The sequence below is a fragment of the Pseudomonas tritici genome, from assembly GCF_014268275.3.
GTDB classification, from domain to species: domain Bacteria; phylum Pseudomonadota; class Gammaproteobacteria; order Pseudomonadales; family Pseudomonadaceae; genus Aquipseudomonas; species Aquipseudomonas tritici.
On record NZ_CP077084.1, the window covers coordinates 5,758,304 to 5,778,232 of the forward strand.

Genomic DNA, 19,929 nt, shown 5'->3' on the forward strand with positions numbered 1-19,929 from the left:
TGGGGCGTGCCGTCCGTAAGGCGCTGGAAACTTTCTCGCAAATCCCACAGTCATCCCTCCATGGAGGTCATTCGACCCATTAACCACGGGAGCAACCATGTCCGCGATTCATATCGGCATTTCCGGCTGGCGCTACACGCCTTGGCGGGGGGATTTCTACCCCGAGGGCCTGACCCAGAAACGTGAGTTGCAGTTTGCGTCACGGGCGGTCAACAGCATCGAGATCAATGGTTCGTTCTACGCGCTGCAAACGCCGCAGCGCTATGCCGAGTGGTACGCCGATACGCCGGAGCAGTTCGTGTTCAGCGTCAAGGCACCGCGCTACATCACGCATATCCTGCGGTTACACGATGTGCACAAGCCCATGGCCAACTTTTTTGCCTCCGGCGTGCTGGAGCTCAAGGAGAAGCTGGGGCCGTTTCTTTGGCAATTCCCACCCAGTTTCACATTCGACCCACCGCTGTTTGAGGCTTTTCTCGCGCAGTTGCCCACCGATACCCGACAAGCCGCCGCCCTCGCCCGCCAGCATGAATCGCGGGTCAATGGCAAAGCCAGCATGAACGCCCATGGCAAAAAACCGCTGCGCCACGCGGTCGAGATTCGCCATAAGAGCTTTGCCGTTCCGGAATTTGTGCAGATGCTCGACAAATACGGCGTGGCGTTGGTGGTCGCCGACACCGCCGGCAAGTGGCCGTATCTGGAAGACGTGACCGCTGACTTCCTCTACCTGCGGCTGCACGGCGATAAAAAGCTCTACGCCAGCGGCTACACCGACGCAGCGCTTGAGCGCTGGGGCGACCGGATCGAATGCTGGCGTCACGGCAAACAACCCTCAGACGCCCATCTGATCGACCCGAAACGCAAGCCGCGCGCGCGCAAGCAGCGCGACGTGTTCTGCTTCTTCGACAACGACATCAAGGTGCGCGCGCCCTTCGATGCGCGCCAATTGCTACAACGCTTCGAGCTGGATAAAGCATTGACCACTGAGCCCGGCAAACTACCAGAATCGGGGGTGCTGCCATGACTCATCCGGAATTGATTCCCGTGACGCCCAACGTCGCCATCACGCGCTTCACGGTGCTGACGGTCAATATCCACAAGGGTTTCACTGCCTTGAATCGACGCTTCATCCTGCCTGAGCTGCGTGAAGCGGTGCGCAGCGTGGGCGCCGACATGGTGTTCCTGCAAGAAATTCACGGCACCCATGAGCGCCACCCCCAGCGCTTCAGCGACTGGCCAAACATGCCGCAGTACGAGTTCCTCGCTGACAGCATCTGGCCGCAGTTCGCTTACGGGCGCAATGCGGTCTACCCACACGGCGACCATGGCAATGCGCTGCTGTCGAAATTCCAGATCGTGCGCTACGACAACCTCGACATTTCCCAAAGCGGCCATGAAAACCGTGGCCTTTTGCATTGCGTGATGCGCCTGCCGGGCACCGGCCAAGAGGTGCATGCGATCTGCATTCACTTGGGGCTGCGCGAAGTGCACCGCCAGCAGCAATTGCGCTTGATCGAACAGCGCATCAGCGAAATTCCTGCCGACGCGCCGCTGGTGGTTGCCGGTGATTTCAACGATTGGCGCCAAAAGGCCGACCTGAGCCAGAGCGGCCTGAAGGAAGTATTCATCGAAACCCAGGGCAAACCCGCGCGCACCTTCCCGGCGCGCTTGCCTTTGCTGCCGCTGGACCGGATTTATGTACGCAATTTGAAGGTGCATAACCCCCGAGTACTGACGACACGGCCCTGGTCCCATCTATCAGACCATGTCCCCCTGTCGGTGGAGATCGAGCTATGAACGTCGCTGTAGAACATATTTCCACCGACCAGCCGCCGGACCAAACCAAGGCACGTGACCTGGATTACGGCTGGCAGAGTGGCAACCAAGTCCAATTGCTGGAGAACGGCGAAGCGTACTTCCCTGAGGTGTTCACCGCACTGCGTGAAGCCCGGCGCGAGATCCTGCTGGAGACCTTCATTCTCTTCGAGGACAAAGTGGGTAATGAGCTGCATGGCATCCTGATCGAGGCGGCGCGCCGTGGGGTCAACGTGGTGGTCAGCCTGGATGGCTTTGGCTGCGGCGAACTGAACCCGTCGTTTCTCGGCGAGCTGGCCGAGGCCGGCGTTGCGGTGCAGATGTTCGACCCCGCGCCAAAGACCCTGGGCATTCGCACCAATTGGTTTCGCCGCCTGCACCGCAAGATCGTCGTAGTGGACGCGGAGGTGGCGTTCATCGGCGGAATCAATTTCTCCGCCGACCACCTGGGCGATTACGGTCCCGAGGCCAAGCAAGATTACGCGGTGAAGGTGATCGGCCCGGCGGTAGCGGACTTGCATCATTTCGCCTTGGCCCAAAGCGGCCGCCAAGTACGCACGCGGCGCGGTTGGCGACGACGCCAGCAGCGGCCGGAGATCTGGTCGACCGATAAAGGCGACGGCCAGGTGCGCCTGATTTACCGCGACAACGCGCAGCATCGCGATGACATCGAAGAAGCGTATATCCACGCCTTGAGCAAAACCCAGACACGCGCGGTGATCGCCAACGCCTACTTCTTCCCCGGTTACCGCCTGCTGCGGGAAATCCGCAATGCCGCGCGCCGTGGCGTGCACGTGCAATTGATCATGCAGGGCCAGCCCGATGTACTGCTGGCCAAGCTGGCGGCGCGCATGCTGTACGACTATTTGCTCAAGGACGGCGTGGTGATCCACGAGTATTGCCAGCGCCCACTGCACGGCAAAGTCGCACTGGTGGATGACGAATGGAGCACGGTGGGGTCGAGCAATCTGGACCCATTGAGCTTGTCGCTGAACCTGGAAGCCAACGTGTTGATTCGCGACCGTGCGTTCAATCAACAGCTGTATGAACGACTGGAAGCCCTGGCCAAAAACCACTGCCAGACCATGCCGGAAAACCGCAAGCCGCGCCTGTGGCTCTGGCGTTTGACCGTGGGTTTCCTGGTGTTCCATGTGATGCGCCACTTTCCTGCGCTCACCGGCTGGTTGCCCGCGCACAAGCCGCGCTTGAAACCTTTTGAGGCTCAGCGCCATGACGTCTGAAACCAAAGGCTCGCGGTTCAAGCGCTGGAAGAAGCCGCTGACCATCGCCTTCTTCTTGCTGCTGATCGTGCTGTTCACCCTGCTCGCGCGGCGCATCGATTGGAGCGAAGTGGTGCAGACCCTGGGCGACTTCAAGGTGCGCACGTTGTTGATTGCAGGCGCACTGACGCTGTGCAGTTTCCTGGTCTACGCCAGCTTCGATCTGATTGGCCGCACCTACATTCGCCAGAATCTGGTGTGGAAGCAGATCTTGCCGGTGGGCATCATCAGCTACGCCTTCAACCTCAATTTGAGCGCCTGGGTCGGCGGCATCGCCATGCGTTATCGGCTGTATTCGCGGCTGGGAGTGAGCACAGGCAATATCGCCAAGATCCTCGGTCTGAGCCTGGCCACCAATTGGTTTGGCTACATGGCGATCGCCGGGGTGGTTTTCAGCAGCGGCCTGGTCACGATGCCACCGGGCTGGAAGGTCAGCACCACGGCGTTGCAAGGCATTGGCGCGTTGTTGGTACTGGCCAGCCTGGGTTATCTGGTGGCCTGCCAGTTTTCGAAAAAGCGTGCGTGGACGATTCGCGGCATGGAAATCAACCTGCCGTCGCTACGCATGGCGTGCCTGCAGCTGATGTTGGGCGCGTTGAACTGGTCGCTCATGGCCGCGGTGATCTTCACCCTGCTGCCAGCCAAACTGGATTATCCGCTGGTGTTAGGGGTGTTGCTGATCAGCGCGATTGCCGGGGTGCTCACCCATATTCCGGCAGGGCTGGGCGTGCTGGAGGCGGTGTTCATTGCGTTGTTGCAGCATGAAGCGTCGCGGGGCAGTTTGCTCGCCGGGTTGATCGCGTATCGGGCGATCTACTTCATCTTGCCGCTGCTGATTGCGCTGGTGATGTACCTTGGCGTAGAGGCCAAGGCCAAGGCGTTGCGGGTGAAGAAAACACCGGCTTAAGACGGTGGTGACTGGTCGACCGCCTTCGCGAGCAAGCCCGCTCCCACATTTAATCGTGTACATCCTTTGGAATGCTGTCGAATGTGGGAGCGGGCTTGCTCGCGAAGGCGGTCTAAAGAGCATCCAATTATTGAGACTGGATAATGCTCAACCGCTCACCCACCACCATTTCGGTAATCCAGTCCACCAGGATCGAGGTGTACGCCTGCTGGGACACCGGGTCGCTGAGGGAGTGATCGGCGCCATCGATGATGCGATGGGTCAGGGAATGGGTCTGCTGGCACGCCGCGCGGTAACTCATGATGGTGGCGTGGGGCACGTGGGCATCGGTTTCCGACTCAACGATCAGCACATCACCGGTAAACGCAGAACACGCGTGCAAGGCGCGATTGGTTTCGGCGTGGACCAGCGTGCTGCGGTAATCCATCAGGTCGGCCTTATCCAGATCACGCTTGGGTTTGAGCCATTCCTGGTCGCGGTACAGCGCCGGCACGCGCAGCGCCAGCCAGCGCACCGGGCGCAGTGAGGTGAGAATGGCCGCGAGGTAGCCGCCGTAACTGGTGCCCACCACCGCCACCGCCGAGGTGTCGATGGCCGGGTGGGACAGCAATCGATCATAGGCCGCCAGCAGGTCGCGCAGGTTGTCTTCGCGGGTGACGCGAGACAGCGGAATCCCAGTGCCGGCATGGCCGCGCAGGTCGAAGGTGAGGCACACGCAGCCCAAGCCGGCGATGCCTTTGGCGCGTTCAAGATCACGCTCCTGGCTACCGCCCCAGCCGTGCACAAATAACACGCCGGGTACTTTGGATTTGGGACTCAGGAAGGTGCCGCTCATCTGTTCGTCATCGATGTCGATCGCAATGCTTTCGCTTCTAGCCGTCATAAGATTTAACCGTCACGTACTTAAGAAGAAACTCGCTGTTTTCCGCCGGCCCGCGATACACCTCAATGGCATCAGCCGGCAAGGGTTGGTCCGCGTAGGTTTCCACAGAGGACACACGGATCGCACGCAGGCCGGGGTTGTTGATAAAACTTTGCAACGCTGCGACTTCCGCGCTGCTGGCTCCGCCCATGCGCCAGGATTGTTCGAGCACGCCGCTGCGGCGTTGGCCGTCGCTGTCCAAGCCCTGGGCGATGTCGTAGTTGCGCCGCGATGCGTAGAAGCCGGGATAGGCTTCATCGGCGGCCGCGTCGAACACCTGCGCTTGTTCGATGGCTTCGCGTACGTCGTCGGGCAGTTCGAGTTGCAACAGAGCTTCGTAGCCACCCGGCACCGCCAATAGGTCGGAGCCGCCGTAGACGTCTTCGCCCTGCCCGTCTTTCGTCAGGTATTGCTCGCCGCAGTAGCTGAGCACGTGATCGCCGATGAAGCTTTGGCCGACGCTGTGGGTGATTACGTCCTGCAGGTCTTGCTCCAACACCACACCATCGCTGAAGAGCTTCGCGGCCTCAGGTCGAGCCAGCACGGCTTCGAACTCATCGAGACTGTGGATAACTTCCTGACCTCGGCCGGCGCAGGCGTGCACCGGTTTCAGGCGAATGGGTCCGCTGTAGAGCAGGCGCGTGGCTGCGGGCCGGGCGTCTTCCAGCGCGAAGACGCTCAAACCATCCAGCACGACGTTTCGCACACGTTCGCAGAATAGCGCTGACCAACCTTCGGGCGCTTTGGCTTCAGGCCCGAGCAGACCATGGCTGATGGCTTTGGTGCAGATGAAGTCGTGGTCGACGTAACCGCCCCACACATCCTCCGCCCCCTTGATATGGAGCGCACGCGCCTGGGCTGCACCGACCAGGGTTTGCGTGGGCAGCAGGTAAAGTGATCGTCCCGCATGTAGAGCCGGGTCGTAGCTGCCACCGAATTTTAGCCCGAGAATCTGTGCCAGCCAGCGCGCCAGGGCGCGGTTGGTTTCGATCTCATGCAGAGGGGCGCTTTCACGTGTGGAGTGAGCGACCACCAGCTTCTTGCGTTGAGTCGGGGTCATGCGTCCCCCTTGGCCTTCCCGCCATGTGTGTGCAAGAGAGGTTGCAGGGATCAGGCCAACGCGCTTTCGAGGCGGATGGTTGTGAAATCAAGCAGTTGCCGAAAAACCGGTGGCAGTTGGCCTGCTCCATTTTGCACGACAGCGCGTCGGCGTCGCGGCGTTCTGCACGATTCAGACGCCAAACCGTTTGCGGTAATCGCTGGGCGCCAGGCCGGTGATCTTCTTGAAGATGGCGCGGAAGGCGCTGGGGTCCTGATAGCCCACGGTCCACGCGATGTGATCAATGGTGCCGTTGGTAAACTCGAGCATTTGCCGAGCCTTGCCCACGCGCAGATGCTGACAGTATTCGGTGGGTTTCAACCCGGTGGCGTTGCGAAAGCGCCGTAGGAATGTGCGCTCCTCCAAGCCTGCCTCCAGTGCCATCGCCGTGAGGGAAACATCCACCGCACCGGTGGCCTGCAACCAGTGCTGAACCTTGAGGATGGCGGCGTCGCCGTGGCCGAGAATCGGCGCAAAGTTGCTGCCGCATTGGCTGGCGCTGTCACTGTGCTCGATCACCAGGAAACGCGCGGTATCCGCCGCAATGCTAGGGCCCATCAGGCGATCGACCAGGCGCAGGCCGAGTTCGGACCAGGCCATCAAGCCAGCGGTGGTAATAAGGTCGCCGTCATCAACGATGGGTTTATCCGCTTCAAGGCGCACGGCCGGGTAACGCGCGGCGAAGGATTTGGCGGAAGACCAATGAGTGGTGGCGCTGCGCCCATCGAGCAATCCGCTGCGCGCCAGCATGATCGAACCCATGCAGACGCCGCCCAATACGGTACCTGCGGCGTGTTGCCGGCGAAGCCATTCCAGTAGCGCAGGCGGCGCTTGTTCTTCGGTGAACTCACCAATCGACGGGGGCACCAGTACGGCCATCATGGGTTGATCAGGGCCGGGATGGCTATCGAATACGCGCACCGTTTCACCGGTAGCCTCCACCTGCCAATGGCTGATCCGCAAGAGCGGCAACTGTGCGCACTGGTGCTCGGCGGCGATGCGGTTGGCGACGCCGAACAGGTCAGTCAGGCCGTGCACGGCCGCCATCTGCGCCCCCTGGTAGATCAACACGCCCAGCTCAACCACGACCATTGTCAGTTTTCCCCCTTTTATTGTCGGTGCAGCCAATCCCAAGTGCAGGCGCCAGCTAAGATACTGGGCCCATCAACCCATCACGAGGCAACACACATGGCCAAGCAAGCGCTCATCCTAATCGATATCCAGAACGACTACTTCCCTCAAGGCAAGTGGCCACTCGACGGCGTCGAAGCCGCAGCGGACAAGGCCGTGCATGTGTTGCAGGCGTTTCGCCAGGCGGGCGATGCGGTGATTCATGTGCGTCATGAGTTCACGTCTGAGGACGCGCCGTTCTTCACACCGGGCTCCGAGGGTGCGCATCTGCATCCCAAAGTGATGAATGAAGGCAATGAGCCGGTGGTGCTTAAACATTTTGTGAATTCGTTTCGCGAGACCAACCTGCGCGCACTGCTGGAACAACGCAGCATCACCGAACTGGTGGTGGTCGGCAGCATGAGCCATATGTGCATCGATGCGGTGGTCCGGGCGGCGGCGGACCTGGGCTACAAGGTCACGGTCATTCATGACGCGTGTGCGACCCGGGACCTGGAGTTCAATGGCCAGGTGATCCCGGCTGCGCAGGTGCATGGGGCGTATATGGCGTCGCTGGCATTCGGCTATGCGGGCGTGGTGTCGGCAGATGAATATTTCAAGGCGCAAGCGGCGGCGGCATAACCGCCACGGGTCTTGGCGACGTTAGCGGGTAGCGATAATGAACAGGCGCGGAAAAGGCAGCAGCACGGTGCCATCGGCCAGGGCTGGGTAAGCCTGGGCAATCCGCGCCTGGTACTCCTGCAGGAAGGCAGCCTTCTCGCTATCGGTCAACGGCGCCAGGAAGGGTCTTAGGGCCGAGGCCTTGAACCACTCCACCACCGTAGCGTAATCCGCCAGCGGGTGCTGATAGGTGGTGCGCCACACATCGACGGTGCTGCAATGTTTGCTCAGCAGCTCGTAGTAGTAGCTCGCGGTGTGGCGTTCATTGTGTTTGACCGCGCCGATCCTGGCAGACCACGGGCCATCAGCGGCAACTTCACGGGCAAGTCGGTGGGCAGGCTCATCGAGGTTGTCCGGCGTTTGCACCGCCAGCGTGCCAGCGGGTGTCAGTTGGTGGACCAAGTGCGGGTAAAGCGTGGCGTGGTCAGGCAGCCATTGCAGCGACGCGTTGGCCAGGATCACATCGAAAGTCTGTGCGGGGTTCCAGGCGCCGATGTCCGCCAGTTCGAAGTTCAGCGCCGGTAGCCGTTGGCGTGCATCGACCAGCATGTCGTCGGAGCTGTCCATGCCGGTAACGTGCGCATGCGGGAAGCGCTCGGCCAGCACCTCGGTGGAATTGCCGGGACCGCAGCCCAGGTCGACAGCCGTACGCACCTCGGTATTCGGAATGGCCGCGACCAGGTCGCGGACGGGACGGGTGCGTTGCTGTTCAAACATCGTGTATTGCTTGGCAGACCAGGTCATCACGGCTTCCTTCTGTTTGAGGTTGGCCACAGCCTAAATCTTGTGAGCCATGAGAACAAATGCCAGGATTGGCACTCTCCCATACCTGAAAAGTATTCCTATGCTGGAGCTTCGCCAACTCAAGGCCTTCGTAGCCATCGCCGAAGAAGGTTATATCACCCGCGCTGCCGAACGCCTGGGCATGCAGCAGCCGCCGTTGACACGGATGCTGCAAAGCCTCGAAGCCGAGTTGGGCGTGGTGCTGATGGAGCGTTTGCCCCGAGGCGTGCGACCCACTACCGCCGGGCTCGCTTTACTCGACGAGGCCCGTGAACTACTCGCGCAGGCTGAAGGCATTGCGGACGTAGTGCGCCTTGCCGCACGGGGTGAGCGCGGACGGCTGGCGATCGGGTTCACTAGCTCGGCTGCACTGCATCCCTTTGTGCCGAGTGTGTTGCGGTTGTTTCGCGAAACCTATGTCGGCGTCACGGTGGTGTTGGAAGAAGCTGGCACCGGCGAACTGCTGGACGCGTTGGCGCATGAAAAACTGGACGCGGCGTTTATCCGCTCCCCCCTCAGCGGGACTCAATCGCTGCAGGACGACCCGATCCTGGTGGAGCCGATGTTGCTGGCGCTGCCCACTGATCATCCGCTGGCACTCAATGCGGGCTCTCCCCTGCCCTTGAAGGCATTGGCGAGCGAGTCCTTCGTGCTCTATCGCCGCCGCGTGGGGTTGGGCCTGTATGACGCGATTCTGGTGGCGTGCCGTGAAGCGGGGTTCAGCCCTCAGGTGGTCCAGGAAGCCCCGCGCATGACCGCGACACTCAGCCTGGTAGCGGCGGGACTTGGGGTGTCCATCGTGCCGGCGTCGATGCAACGGTTACGCGGAGACGGCATCGTGTATCGGGAACTGACGGAGTGTCAGAGCCTGGTGGCGCCACTGCATTTGGCAACGCGGATTGATGACGGATCCACAGTGTTACGCCGGTTCAAAGAGATGGTGGTGACAGCGGCCGAGGCGGACGCCTGATCACCGGTTAAGCGCTGCGTTATTTCATCCGTGTCAACGTGCTCATACAGGGATCGTCATTGAGGATGAAGTCCTCACGTAGAAATGCAAAGCCCCCGCAGTGCGGGGGCTTCAGGCCTAAACTTTACAATAAAGTCTCAGGTAAGTCCTAGAACGGGATATCGTCATCAAAGCTGTCGAAATCCGGGGCCGGTTGCGGAGCAGCCTGTTGTGGAGGCGGCGCCTGGCGCGACTGTTGCGGTGCCGACTGCTGCGGACGCGGAGCCTGCTGGCGTGGGGCCGGAGCGGACTGCTGGTAGTTATTGCCCCCGCCTTGCTGGTCGCCCTGCTGTGGACGGCCGCCCAGCAGTTGCATGGTGCCTTGCATGTCGACCACGATTTCAGTGGTGTAACGCTTGATGCCGTCTTTTTCCCACTCACGGGTTTGCAGCTTGCCTTCGATGTACACCTGCGAACCTTTGCGCAGGTACTCACCAGCAATCTCTGCAACCTTGCCGAACATCGACACACGGTGCCATTCGGTTTTTTCGACCTTCTGGCCAGTCTGCTTGTCGGTCCACTGTTCGCTGGTCGCCAGACTCAGGTTGGTCACGGCGTTACCGTTAGGCAAGTAGCGAACCTCGGGATCCTGGCCGCATGTACCGACCAATATGACTTTGTTAACCCCACGGGCCATAACGTTCTCCTAAGCTGGGCGCGCTGTCGGCACTGGGTTGACCAGTTGCTCGAGCGTCGCGCGATCCAATAATTCGGTGTCCAATTTGATGTAAATGGCTGCTTCTTCAGCAATCACGACTGCATCGGTTACCCCTACGACGGCCTTCAGGCGCTCTACCAGACCGCTTTCACGGATCGCCTCGGGCGATAGCGGCAAACGCAGACTTGTGACGTAGGGAGGTTCGCGCATGGTAACAGCAAAGGCTAGCCAAAGTGCAGCCAGCCCGGCGCATCCCAGGAAGACAACCGACAAACCGCCATGCTGGAACATCCAGCCACCCATGATGCCGCCCAGTGCAGAACCCAGGAACTGGCTGGTGGAATACACCCCCATGGCCGTCCCTTTGCCGCCGGCCGGTGAAACCTTACTGATCAGCGAAGGCAACGAAGCCTCCAGCAGGTTGAACGCGGTGAAAAATACCACCGTGCCGATTACCAGCGCCCGCAGGCTGTCGCCGAACTGCCAGAAGAATAGCTCAGTGAGCATCAACGTCGCGACGGCGCCCAAGAGAACTCGTTTCATTTTGCGTTTCTTCTCGCCATAAATGATGAACGGGATCATGGCGAAGAACGAAATCAACAGCGCGGTGAGGTAGACCCACCAGTGCTGTTCCTTGGGCAACCCGGCTTTTTCCACCAGCGCCAGGGGCAAGGCGACGAAGCTGCACATGAGCATGGCGTGTAATACGAAGATACCTAAATCCAGGCGCAGCAGGTCCGGATGCTTGAGTGTCGGCAATAAAGCCTTGCGCGCGACGCCCGACTCGCGGTGCTGCAACGTGCCGGTGGAGCGCGGCACCATAAAGGCTACGATCACGATACCGAACAGCGCCATGCCGCCGGTGGCCAGGAACAGCCCGTGCAGGCCGAACGCGCGCGTCAGCAAGGGGCCGACCACCATGGCCACGGCAAACGACAGGCCGATGGTCATGCCGATCATGGCCATGGCCTTGGTGCGGTGTTGCTCACGGGTCAGGTCTGACAGCAGCGCCATGACCGCGGCGGAAATCGCACCGGCACCTTGCAGGATGCGCCCGGCGATCACGCCCCATATCGAATCCGCTTGCGCCGCGAGCACGCTGCCGAGCGCAAAGACGATCAGCCCCAGGTAAATCACCGGGCGACGGCCGATGCGGTCGGAAATGATCCCGAACGGAATCTGAAAAATCGCCTGCGTCAGGCCATAGGCGCCAATCGCCAGGCCGATCAATGCGGGGGTCGCGCCTGCCAGATCCATTCCATAGGTCGCCAGTACCGGCAACACCATAAACATGCCCAGCATACGGAAGGCGAACACCAGGGCCAGACCGCTTGCTGCTCGGGTCTCGCCGCTACTCATGCGTTCGCTGTGGGGATCGTGCATGGAAAAACCTCGTGTGAACCGGCGGCGATTCTACCAGTCCCATCGATTGAGAGGGTATATGCGGCGCTTTGCCGCGCAGCTTTCATCTAAGGCTGCAAGCGGCCTTTTGACAGTGTATATTCATCCAGTCTTTAGCCGTATACTCCGGCATTATTTACGCCCGCCGTGCGAGGCCATCTTGGACAAGATCCTGATTCGTGGGGCTAGAACCCACAACCTGAAGAACATCGACCTGACCCTGCCACGGGACAAACTGATTGTCATCACCGGCTTGTCCGGGTCCGGCAAATCGTCGCTGGCGTTTGACACGCTGTATGCCGAAGGCCAGCGTCGCTACGTGGAATCGCTGTCGGCCTATGCCCGCCAGTTCCTGTCGATGATGGAAAAGCCCGACGTCGACACCATTGAAGGCCTGTCGCCGGCAATTTCCATCGAGCAAAAATCGACTTCCCATAACCCGCGCTCCACCGTGGGCACCATTACCGAAATCTACGACTACCTGCGCCTGCTGTATGCGCGCGTGGGTATTCCGCGTTGCCCGGACCACGATATTCCCCTGGAAGCCCAGACCGTCAGCCAGATGGTCGACCTGGTGCTCGCCCAGCCGGAAGGCGCCAAGCTGATGCTGCTGGCACCGGTGATTCGTGAGCGCAAGGGTGAACACCTTTCCGTCTTCGAAGAACTGCGGGCGCAAGGTTTTGTGCGGGCGCGAATCAACGGCAAGCTCTACGAGCTGGACGAAGCGCCGAAGCTCGACAAGCAGAAGAAGCACTCGATTGATGTGGTCGTCGACCGTTTCAAAGTGCGGGCAGACCTTCAACAGCGCCTTGCGGAATCCTTCGAAACCGCGTTGAAGCTGGCCGACGGCATTGCCCTGGTGGCTCCGATGGATGACGAGCCGGGCGAAGAGATCATCTTCTCCGCGCGCTTTGCTTGCCCGATCTGCGGGCACGCAATCAGTGAGCTGGAACCCAAGCTGTTCTCCTTCAACAACCCGGCCGGCGCCTGCCCGACCTGTGATGGCCTGGGCGTGAAGCAGTTCTTCGACATCAAGCGTCTGGTCAATGGTGACTTGACGCTGGCGGAGGGCGCGATACGTGGCTGGGACAGGCGTAACGTCTACTACTTCCAGATGCTGGGGTCGCTGGCGTCGCACTATAAGTTCAGCCTCGAAGTACCTTTCAACGAACTGCCGGCCGAACAGCAGAAAGTCATCCTGCACGGCAGCGGCTCGCAGAACGTCGACTTCAAGTACCTGAATGACCGGGGCGATATCGTCAAGCGCTCCCACCCGTTCGAAGGCATTGTGCCGAATCTCGAGCGTCGCTACCGCGAAACCGAATCGGCGAGCGTGCGTGAAGAACTGGCTAAATTCCTCAGCACCCAGCCTTGCCCGGATTGCCGTGGCACACGCCTGCGTCGAGAGGCGCGGCATGTGTGGGTGGGCGAGAAGACGTTGCCTGCGGTGACCAACCTGCCAATCGGTGATGCCTGCGAGTACTTTGGTGTGCTCAAGTTGACGGGGCGCCGTGGGGAAATCGCCGACAAGATTCTCAAGGAAATTCGCGAGCGGTTGCAGTTCCTGGTCAACGTTGGCCTGGACTACCTGTCTCTGGACCGAAGTGCCGACACGTTGTCTGGCGGTGAAGCCCAGCGGATTCGCTTGGCCAGCCAGATTGGTGCCGGCCTCGTGGGTGTACTGTACATCCTCGATGAGCCGTCGATTGGCTTGCACCAACGCGACAACGATCGTCTGCTGGGCACGCTGAAACACCTTCGGGATATCGGCAACACGGTGATCGTGGTCGAGCACGATGAAGATGCGATTCGCCTGGCCGACTATGTGGTTGATATCGGCCCGGGCGCGGGTGTGCATGGCGGGCATATTGTTGCCGAAGGTACGCCTGCCGAGGTCATGGCCCATCCGGACTCGCTGACCGGCAAGTACTTGTCTGGCCGTGTGAAAATTGCCGTGCCGGCTAAACGCACACCGCGCAACAAGAAGCAGGCGCTGCACCTCAAGGGCGCGCGTGGCAATAACTTGCGCAATGTCGACCTGGAAATTCCGCTGGGCCTGTTGACCTGCGTGACCGGTGTTTCCGGCTCGGGCAAGTCGACACTGATCAACAACACGCTGTTCCCCTTGAGTGCCACCGCCTTGAACGGCGCGACTACGCTGGAAGCGGCTGCTCACGACAGCATCAAGGGTCTGGAGCTGCTGGACAAAGTCGTCGATATCGACCAGAGCCCTATTGGCCGCACGCCGCGCTCCAACCCGGCGACCTACACAGGGTTGTTCACACCCATTCGTGAGCTGTTTGCCGGCGTCCCGGAGTCCCGCTCGCGGGGTTACGGGCCGGGCCGGTTCTCGTTCAACGTCAAGGGCGGTCGCTGTGAAGCGTGCCAGGGCGATGGTTTGATCAAGGTGGAGATGCACTTCCTCCCGGACATCTACGTGCCGTGCGATGTGTGCAAGAGCAAGCGCTATAACCGCGAGACCCTGGAGATCAAATACAAGGGCAAAAGCATCCACGAAACCCTGGAGATGACCATCGAGGAAGCGCGGGTATTCTTTGACGCGGTTCCGGCGTTGGCGCGCAAGCTGCAGACATTGATGGATGTGGGCCTGTCGTATATCAAACTGGGGCAATCGGCGACTACGCTGTCCGGTGGTGAGGCGCAACGGGTGAAGCTGTCCCGCGAGCTGTCCAAGCGCGACACGGGCAAGACCCTGTACATCCTCGATGAGCCGACCACCGGCCTGCACTTTGCGGATATCCAGCAACTGTTGGACGTGTTGCACCGCCTGCGCGACCACGGCAACACCGTGGTGGTGATCGAGCACAACCTGGATGTGATCAAGACCGCCGACTGGTTGGTGGACCTGGGGCCTGAAGGTGGTTCCAAGGGTGGCCAGATCATCGCGGTGGGCACACCGGAGCAGGTCTCCGAAATGCCGCAGTCACACACCGGCTATTACTTGAAGCCGTTGTTGGCGCGCGACCGGGCCTGAGTTTTTCGGGCCCAATGAAAAGCCCCTGTCACTTTGCGGTGACAGGGGCTTTTTTGTAGCCGGGAATCAGAACTGCGATTGCAGGTAATTCTCCAAGCCGACCAGCTTGATCAAGCCCAACTGCTTTTCAAGCCAGTAGGTATGATCTTCTTCGGTGTCATTCAACTGCACCCGCAGGATTTCCCGGGTGACATAGTCGTTGTGCTGCTCGCAGAGCTCGATGCCTTTGCAGAGCGCGGCACGGACCTTGTACTCGAGGCGCAGGTCGGCAGCGAGCATGTCAGGTACCGTAGTGCCCACATCCAGATCATCGGGACGCATACGTGGCGTGCCTTCGAGCATTAGGATACGGCGCATCAGTGCGTCGGCGTGCTGTGCCTCTTCTTCCATCTCGTGGTTGATACGCTCGTAGAGCTCGGTAAAACCCCAGTCTTCGTACATGCGCGAGTGGATGAAATATTGGTCACGAGCAGCCAGTTCGCCCGTCAGCAACGTGTTGAGGTAATCGATTACGTCGGGGTGACCTTGCATCGCCCTACATCTCCCTGCTTGAAAGTCTGTAGTTTGAACCATGATGACCCGGAGGTCACGGGACCAACGGCAGAAAAGTGAAGATTTCCCGAGAAAAGTAGCTGAAATAACGCAAAAACCGCCCAAATGAGGGCGGTTCTGCTTATCGTTTAGAGTTAGTTAAGCGATACACCCAGTGCCTTTGCGATTGCTTCTCCATAAGCAGGATCTGCTTTGTAGAAATGCTGCAGCTGGCGCTGAACCACATCACTGGAAACGCCACCCATTGCACCGGCGATGTTGTTGGTGAGCAACGCTTTCTGCTCATCGTTCATCAGGCGGAACAGTGCACCTGCGTGGCTGTAGTAATCGGTGTCTTCCCGGTGATCATAACGGTCAGCAGCACCGCTCAATGCCAACGCAGGCTCCGCGTATTGTGGTGCTTGCTTCGGCGCATCTGCGTAGCTGTTCGGCTCGTAGTTGGGCCCCGCGCCACCGTTGCTGCCAAATGCCATCGAACCATCACGCTGGTAGCTGTTCACCTGGTTACGTGGGGCATTCACCGGCAGTTGCTGGTGATTGGTGCCGACGCGGTAACGGTGAGCATCTGCGTATGCGAACACACGACCTTGCAGCATACGGTCTGGCGACAGGCCTACACCCGGCACCATGTTGCTCGGGCCGAACGCAGCCTGCTCCACTTCAGCGAAGTAGTTCTGCGGATTGCGGTTGAGTTCGAGCTCGCCAACTTCGATTAACGGGAACTCCTTCTGCGACCAGGTCTTGGTCACGTCAAAGGGGTTCTCGTAGTGAGCATTAGCCTGGGCCTCGGTCATGATCTGGATGCAGACCCGCCATTTCGGGAAATCACCGCGCTCAATCGCGCCGAACAGATCGCGCTGGGCGTAATCCGGATCGGTACCGGCCAGGCGCGCGGCCTCAGCCGGCGCCAAGTTCTTGATGCCTTGCTTAGTCTTGTAGTGCCACTTCACCCAGTGGCGCTCGCCATTGGCGTTAATCAGGCTGTAGGTGTGACTGCCGAAGCCGTGCATGTGGCGATAGCCATCAGGGATGCCACGGTCCGAAAACAGAATGGTGACCTGGTGCAGTGCCTCCGGAGAGTGCGACCAGAAGTCCCACATCATCTGAGCGCTTTTGAGATTGCTTTGCGGCAGGCGCTTCTGGGTGTGGATGAAGTCCGGAAACTTTAAAGGATCGCGAATGAAAAACACTGGGGTGTTGTTACCCACGATGTCCCAGTTGCCTTCTTCGGTGTAGAACTTCAAGGCGAAGCCACGTGGATCGCGCTCGGTATCAGCCGAACCACGCTCTCCGCCTACGGTGGAGAACCGCAAAAAGGTTGGGGTTTGCTTGCCGACGGATTCAAACAGCTTGGCGCTGGTGTATTGCGTGATGTCTTGGGTGACGGTGAAAGTGCCAAAGGCACCCGAACCCTTGGCGTGTACGCGACGCTCCGGAATGTTTTCACGGTTGAAGTGCGCGAGCTTCTCGATCAGGTGGAAATCGTCGAGCAGCAATGGGCCACGTGGACCGGCGGAACGGGAATTCTGATTGTCCGCAACGGGCGCGCCGCTGGCGGTGGTAAGGATTTTATTCTGGCTCATGCAATCTTCCTCAGGTCGGACTTGGAACTGCCGGCTAGTCGGCTTGGAGGGAGTATTGATCATCGATATGACGCCTACAAATTCATTAAATTGTCGGCATCGATAGAAAATAACTACCAACCTCCCCAGAGGCATATTGCCAAGCACAACCCGTGGACGCTTGTACAAATCACGCTTTTATTACGCGCACAAAAAACCGGGCACTAGGCCCGGTTCTTCGTTACAGCTTGTCGTCTTACTCGGCGCTTACAGCTTCGCCGGCAGTAGCACGATCAACCAACTCGACGTACGCCATTGGCGCGTTGTCGCCAGTACGGAAGCCGCACTTGAGGATGCGCAGGTAGCCACCCTCACGGGTAGCGTAACGCTTGCCCAGGTCGTTGAAGAGCTTACCAACGATAGCTTTCGAACGAGTACGGTCGAAAACCAAACGGCGGTTAGCCAGGCTGTCTGTCTTAGCCAAAGTGATCAGCGGCTCAGCAACGCGACGCAGTTCTTTAGCTTTTGGCAGTGTAGTTTTGATCAGCTCGTGCTCGAACAGCGACACCGCCATGTTTTGAAACATGGCCTTGCGGTGCGAGCTGGTACGGCTCAGGTGACGACCACTTTTACGATGACGCATGGTTCATTCCTTACCAAACTCACGTTCGGTGATTACGACGATCAGGCAGTCGCCTTGTCGTCCTTCTTAAGACTTGCAGGCGGCCAGTTGTCGAGGCGCATGCCGAGGGACAGACCGCGGGAGGCCAGAACGTCCTTGATTTCAGTCAAGGATTTCTTGCCCAGGTTCGGAGTCTTCAACAGTTCTACTTCGGTGCGCTGAATCAGGTCACCGATGTAGTAAATGTTTTCCGCCTTAAGGCAGTTAGCCGAACGTACAGTCAGTTCCAGATCGTCAACCGGGCGAAGCAGGATCGGATCGATCTCGTCTTCCTGCTCGATTACCACTGGTTCGCTGTCACCTTTGAGGTCGACGAACGCAGCCAACTGCTGTTGCAGAATGGTTGCAGCGCGGCGGATAGCCTCTTCAGGATCCAGAGTACCATTGGTTTCCAGATCAATAACCAGCTTGTCCAGGTTAGTACGCTGCTCGACACGGGCGTTTTCCACCACGTATGCGATACGGCGAACCGGGCTGAACGAAGAGTCAAGCTGCAAGCGACCAATGCTGCGGCTTTCATCTTCATCGCTCTGACGCGAGTCGGCCGGTTCATAACCACGACCACGAGCTACAGTGAGCTTCATGTTCAGGGCGCCGTTAGACGCCAGGTTAGCGATTACGTGATCGGGATTAACGATCTCGACATCATGATCCAGCTGAATATCGGCAGCGGTAACCACCCCCGAACCCTTCTTCGACAAGGTCAGCGTAACTTCGTCACGGCCGTGCAGCTTGATAGCCAGACCTTTAAGGTTCAACAGGATTTCAATTACGTCTTCCTGTACACCTTCGATGGCGCTGTACTCGTGGAGCACACCGTCAATCTCGGCCTCGACTACTGCACAGCCGGGCATTGAGGACAACAGGATGCGGCGCAGCGCGTTGCCCAGGGTGTGGCCAAAACCACGCTCGAGAGGCTCGAGCGTGATCTTGGCGCGGGTTGGACTGACAACCTGCACATCAATGTGGCGGGGTGTCAGGAACTCATTTACCGAAATCTGCATGGATGCACCTATTTTCTAGCCCTTACTTGGAGTAGAGCTCGACAATCAGGCTTTCGTTGATGTCGGCGGACAGATCACTGCGAGCAGGAACGTTCTTGAAAACGCCCGACTTCTTCTCAGTGTCTACTTCTACCCATTCTACGCGGCCACGTTGGGCACACAGATCGAGAGCTTGGACAATGCGAAGTTGGTTTTTTGCTTTCTCGCGAATCGCGACCACGTCACCAGCACGAACCTGGTAGGACGGGACGTTAACGGTTTGGCCGTTTACGCTGACGGATTTGTGCGATACCAGCTGGCGGGATTCGGCGCGAGTCGAACCAAAGCCCATACGGTATACAACGTTGTCCAGACGGCATTCGAGCAGTTGCAGCAGGTTTTCACCGGTTGCACCTTTCTTGCCAGCAGCTTCTTTGTAGTAGCCGCTGAATTGACGCTCGAGAACGCCGTAGATACGACGGACCTTCTGCTTTTCACGCAGTTGGGTGCCGTAATCGGACTGGCGACCGCGGCGTTGGCCGTGGATACCAGGTGCTGCTTCAATGTTGCACTTCGATTCGATCGCGCGCACGCCGCTCTTCAAGAAGAGATCGGTGCCTTCACGACGAGCGAGTTTGCATTTTGGACCAATGTAACGAGCCATTCTTTACAATCTCCTGGATTACACGCGGCGCTTCTTCGGCGGACGGCACCCGTTGTGCGGGATTGGCGTCACGTCGGTGATGCTGGCGATCTTATAGCCACAGCCGTTCAAAGCACGGACAGCAGACTCACGACCTGGACCTGGACCTTTGACGTTAACGTCAAGGTTTTTCAGGCCGTATTCCAGCGCAGCTTGACCAGCACGCTCAGCAGCTACTTGAGCAGCGAACGGGGTGGACTTGCGGGAACCGCGGAAACCCGAACCACCGGAGGTAGCCCAAGAAAGCGCGTTACCTTGACGGTCGGTGATGGTCACGATTGTGTTGTTAAAAGAAGCATGGATGTGGGCAATGCCATCAACCACTGTCTTTTTAACTTTTTTACGAGGACGAGCAGCAGGTTTAGCCATGATAATTTTCCTGTCGATTCGCGTGGGCGATTACTTGCGGATCGGCTTACGCGGACCTTTACGGGTACGCGCGTTAGTCTTGGTACGCTGACCGCGTACTGGAAGACCACGACGATGACGCAGACCACGGTAGCAACCGAGGTCCATCAAACGCTTGATTTTCATGTTGATTTCGCGACGCAGGTCACCTTCAGTGGTGAACTTCGCCACTTCGCCACGCAACAGCTCAATCTGCTCGTCGCTCAGATCTTTGATCTTTGCGGCTGGGTTTACCCCAGTGTCTGCGCAAATTTTCTGCGCAGTAGTGCGACCAACACCATAGATGTAGGTCAGCGAGATAACAGTGTGCTTGTTATCTGGAATGTTAACGCCTGCAATACGGGCCATTCAGTGGGACTCCAATTGACAGCTACCTACG

At 59.1% G+C, this 19,929-nt stretch carries 20 protein-coding genes; 7 read left to right on the plus strand and 13 right to left on the minus strand.

Going from position 1 to position 19,929, the window contains the following annotated elements; all coding sequences use genetic code 11:
* Positions 1 to 97 precede the first annotated feature (97 nt).
* The 4 genes from HU722_RS26400 to HU722_RS26415 are packed head-to-tail and all read left to right on the plus strand — an operon-like array spanning position 98 to position 4,002.
* Positions 98 to 1,024: a DUF72 domain-containing protein gene (locus HU722_RS26400; protein WP_065872577.1), complete on the plus strand. Its 927-nt coding sequence runs from the start codon at positions 98 to 100 to the stop codon at positions 1,022 to 1,024.
* On the plus strand, positions 1,021 to 1,797 hold the full coding sequence (locus HU722_RS26405; protein ID WP_065872578.1) for an endonuclease/exonuclease/phosphatase family protein: 777 nt from the start codon (positions 1,021 to 1,023) through the stop codon (positions 1,795 to 1,797). The genes HU722_RS26400 and HU722_RS26405 overlap by 4 nt, the downstream gene beginning before the upstream one ends.
* The gene (clsB, locus tag HU722_RS26410; RefSeq protein WP_065891197.1) at positions 1,794 to 3,056 is read left to right on the plus strand and encodes a cardiolipin synthase ClsB; all 1,263 of its coding nucleotides are present in this window, start codon (positions 1,794 to 1,796) and stop codon (positions 3,054 to 3,056) included. Before HU722_RS26405 ends, clsB begins: the two co-directional genes overlap by 4 nt.
* A complete protein-coding gene (locus HU722_RS26415; protein ID WP_065872580.1) occupies positions 3,046 to 4,002 on the plus strand; it encodes a lysylphosphatidylglycerol synthase domain-containing protein in 957 nt (318 codons plus the stop codon). The genes clsB and HU722_RS26415 overlap by 11 nt, the downstream gene beginning before the upstream one ends.
* A gap of 127 nt (positions 4,003 to 4,129) precedes the next feature.
* Here the strand turns inward: HU722_RS26415 and HU722_RS26420 are convergent, their stop codons facing one another.
* The 3 genes from HU722_RS26420 to HU722_RS26430 all read right to left on the minus strand — a co-directional run bounded on the left by HU722_RS26420 (position 4,130) and on the right by HU722_RS26430 (position 7,115).
* Positions 4,130 to 4,885 carry an alpha/beta hydrolase family protein gene (locus tag HU722_RS26420; RefSeq protein ID WP_065891198.1) on the minus strand — a complete coding sequence of 252 codons (756 nt, stop codon included), beginning with the start codon at positions 4,883 to 4,885 and terminating at the stop codon, positions 4,130 to 4,132.
* Complete coding sequence (locus tag HU722_RS26425) at positions 4,875 to 5,984, minus strand: DUF3182 family protein (protein WP_065891199.1); 1,110 nt, start codon at positions 5,982 to 5,984, stop codon at positions 4,875 to 4,877. The genes HU722_RS26420 and HU722_RS26425 overlap by 11 nt, the downstream gene beginning before the upstream one ends.
* A 171-nt stretch (positions 5,985 to 6,155) precedes the next feature.
* Entirely contained in the window at positions 6,156 to 7,115 is a 960-nt protein-coding gene (locus HU722_RS26430) for a GlxA family transcriptional regulator (RefSeq protein ID WP_065872583.1), read from the minus strand.
* Between the two features lie 96 nt (positions 7,116 to 7,211).
* On the opposite strand from HU722_RS26430, the gene HU722_RS26435 reads away from it, so the two are divergent.
* Positions 7,212 to 7,775: a cysteine hydrolase family protein gene (locus tag HU722_RS26435; protein WP_065879555.1), complete on the plus strand. Its 564-nt coding sequence runs from the start codon at positions 7,212 to 7,214 to the stop codon at positions 7,773 to 7,775.
* Positions 7,776 to 7,796: 21 nt separating this feature from the next.
* On the opposite strand, the gene tam is transcribed toward HU722_RS26435, so the two are convergent.
* Positions 7,797 to 8,558 (minus strand): trans-aconitate 2-methyltransferase, encoded by a 762-nt coding sequence (gene tam, locus HU722_RS26440; RefSeq protein WP_065872592.1) that lies wholly within the window; start codon positions 8,556 to 8,558, stop codon positions 7,797 to 7,799.
* 100 nt (positions 8,559 to 8,658) lie between these two features.
* Between tam and HU722_RS26445 the strand changes: the two genes are divergently transcribed.
* On the plus strand, positions 8,659 to 9,567 hold the full coding sequence (locus tag HU722_RS26445) for a LysR family transcriptional regulator (RefSeq protein ID WP_065879556.1): 909 nt from the start codon (positions 8,659 to 8,661) through the stop codon (positions 9,565 to 9,567).
* A gap of 148 nt (positions 9,568 to 9,715) precedes the next feature.
* Here the strand turns inward: HU722_RS26445 and HU722_RS26450 are convergent, their stop codons facing one another.
* Complete coding sequence (locus HU722_RS26450) at positions 9,716 to 10,243, minus strand: single-stranded DNA-binding protein (protein WP_010467282.1); 528 nt, start codon at positions 10,241 to 10,243, stop codon at positions 9,716 to 9,718.
* Positions 10,244 to 10,252: 9 nt separating this feature from the next.
* On the minus strand, positions 10,253 to 11,647 hold the full coding sequence (locus HU722_RS26455; RefSeq protein ID WP_049711299.1) for an MFS transporter: 1,395 nt from the start codon (positions 11,645 to 11,647) through the stop codon (positions 10,253 to 10,255).
* A 178-nt stretch (positions 11,648 to 11,825) separates the two neighbouring features.
* Here HU722_RS26455 and uvrA point away from each other — a divergent pair, with 178 nt between their 5' ends.
* A complete protein-coding gene (gene uvrA / locus HU722_RS26460) occupies positions 11,826 to 14,660 on the plus strand; it encodes an excinuclease ABC subunit UvrA (protein WP_049711298.1) in 2,835 nt (944 codons plus the stop codon).
* 66 nt (positions 14,661 to 14,726) lie between these two features.
* On the opposite strand, the gene bfr is transcribed toward uvrA, so the two are convergent.
* From bfr to rpsM, 7 genes are all read right to left on the minus strand, one after another.
* On the minus strand, positions 14,727 to 15,191 hold the full coding sequence (gene bfr / locus HU722_RS26465) for a bacterioferritin (RefSeq protein WP_015886133.1): 465 nt from the start codon (positions 15,189 to 15,191) through the stop codon (positions 14,727 to 14,729).
* Between the two features lie 155 nt (positions 15,192 to 15,346).
* A complete protein-coding gene (locus HU722_RS26470) occupies positions 15,347 to 16,795 on the minus strand; it encodes a catalase (RefSeq protein ID WP_065872586.1) in 1,449 nt (482 codons plus the stop codon).
* A gap of 235 nt (positions 16,796 to 17,030) precedes the next feature.
* Positions 17,031 to 17,417 (minus strand): 50S ribosomal protein L17, encoded by a 387-nt coding sequence (rplQ, locus tag HU722_RS26475; RefSeq protein WP_017135967.1) that lies wholly within the window; start codon positions 17,415 to 17,417, stop codon positions 17,031 to 17,033.
* Positions 17,418 to 17,458: 41 nt separating this feature from the next.
* The gene (locus HU722_RS26480) at positions 17,459 to 18,460 is read right to left on the minus strand and encodes a DNA-directed RNA polymerase subunit alpha (protein WP_003176403.1); all 1,002 of its coding nucleotides are present in this window, start codon (positions 18,458 to 18,460) and stop codon (positions 17,459 to 17,461) included.
* Between the two features lie 22 nt (positions 18,461 to 18,482).
* On the minus strand, positions 18,483 to 19,103 hold the full coding sequence (gene rpsD, locus HU722_RS26485; RefSeq protein WP_003210056.1) for a 30S ribosomal protein S4: 621 nt from the start codon (positions 19,101 to 19,103) through the stop codon (positions 18,483 to 18,485).
* Between the two features lie 18 nt (positions 19,104 to 19,121).
* A complete protein-coding gene (rpsK, locus tag HU722_RS26490) occupies positions 19,122 to 19,511 on the minus strand; it encodes a 30S ribosomal protein S11 (protein ID WP_002555466.1) in 390 nt (129 codons plus the stop codon).
* A 30-nt stretch (positions 19,512 to 19,541) separates the two neighbouring features.
* The gene (gene rpsM, locus HU722_RS26495; protein WP_003210063.1) at positions 19,542 to 19,898 is read right to left on the minus strand and encodes a 30S ribosomal protein S13; all 357 of its coding nucleotides are present in this window, start codon (positions 19,896 to 19,898) and stop codon (positions 19,542 to 19,544) included.
* Positions 19,899 to 19,929 lie beyond the last annotated feature (31 nt).